Below are 1719 nucleotides of genomic sequence, written 5' to 3'. Positions count from 1 at the left end.
CAAAACGCCTTAAAGCAATTATAGGTGATTTGGATACCGATCAAGCGAAGATAGTAAATGATGGAAAGTCTAATAATATTTTAGTCTTAGCGGGACCAGGTAGTGGGAAAACAAAAGTACTGGTACATAAAATTGCAAGTTTGTTGTTATTGGAAGATATCAAGCCAGAGCAATTCCTAATGCTAACTTTTTCAAAAGCGGCTTCCTTAGAGTTTAGAGAAAGAACTAGAAAATTGGTTCCTGAATATTCCGGACTGATTAAGATAACAACCTTTCATGGTTTTTGTTTTCAGTTATTAGGCCAATTGGGTGATCTAGCAAAATCTCAAAATGTAATCAAAGATTGTTTAGAGGCTATCAAAAATGAAGACATTGATATTTCGTCAATTACAAATAAAAGTGTGCTGCTACTAGACGAGGTTCAAGATGTGAATCAAGAGGAATGGGAGCTTATTCAACTCATCATACAAAAATCGGGTAACCTAAGAGTAATCGCAGTAGGGGATGATGATCAAAATATATATGGATTCCGTGGTTCTTCTAATAAGTATATGCTAGACTTCAAAGAAAAATACAACGCAACTCAATATGCGCTGATTAAAAACTATAGAAGTTCTTCAAATATTGTAGAATTCAATAATGAATTACTTAGTAGTATTCCAAACAGATTAAAACAGGAGGTTCTAGAACCAATAAATGGTAAAGCTTCTGCTCAAATTCAACTCATAAAATACAGCAGTTCGTATCTTGAAAAAGCATTAGTGGATCATGTTATTGCAGACAATCATTCGGGTACACGGGCAATCTTAGTTCGAACAAACAAACAGGCTTTAATGCTAAGTACGTTCTTAAAAGATGCGGGACAAAAAACAAAACTAATTACAGGCTTAGAAGGGTTTAGTCTAAGCGATCTATTGGAGCTAAGAACATTTACCGATGCGTTGAAACACACAAAAAATGATGCCGGATTAATTTTTAACAAGGAATGGATAGAGGCTAAAAGAACCTTTAAAAATAAACATGTAGATAGTCCTCACTTCGATACCTGTGTGGCGATTATTCTGAAATTTGAAAAGAATTATGAAAGCCAAAAACAGTTAGTCGATTGGTACGAATACATTCGTGAAATAAAAATGGAAGATGCTATCAATGTCGATGCGAATGCCATCATCATTGCAACCATGCACAAAGCAAAAGGAAAAGAGTTCGACCATGTGTATTTGTTGTTGGAGGACTATGTCTTTAATGATACGGAGGCCAAGCGTGTATTGTATGTGGGCTGTTCTAGAGCTAAAAAAACATTGCAGATTCATTGCAACGCAACGTTTTTTGATAACTTCAAAACAAACAAATTAGCCATTTCAAATTTCCGTGGAATTACAACGCAACCAAATCATTTTGAAATAATCTTAGGCCATAAGGATATTTATTTGGGGTCACAGAAATATAGCACTACTGTAGCTGCAATCAATACGCTAACTTCTGGTGAGCTTCTAAAAAAGGACACGGTTCAGTTTCCGAATAATACAGCTTTGGGATTGGCAAAATTGAATGCTAGAAATGTATTTGTGTTTTCTAAATCTTTTATAGAATATAAGTACAATACCTTCTTAAAGGATGGCTACAAATTATCTAACGGAAACGTTGAATACCTGCTGTATTGGTATGATCCTAAAGATGAGAAAGAATATAAAATAGTATTACCTAAGTTGAGGTTTG

At 34.6% G+C, this 1719-nt stretch carries 1 protein-coding gene; it reads left to right on the top strand.

Features of this window, described 5'->3' with window-relative positions; genetic code table 11:
• Window positions 1–1719, top strand: a 1719-nt coding sequence (locus P8H68_RS12580; protein ID WP_300325763.1) for an ATP-dependent helicase, incomplete at both ends; no start/stop codon positions are given.

Source organism: Flavicella sp. (assembly GCF_029238425.1).
Classification (GTDB): domain Bacteria; phylum Bacteroidota; class Bacteroidia; order Flavobacteriales; family Flavobacteriaceae; genus Flavicella.
The sequence above is the reverse complement of the archived record's forward strand: the minus strand, read 5'-3'. Positions and strand labels throughout refer to the sequence as shown.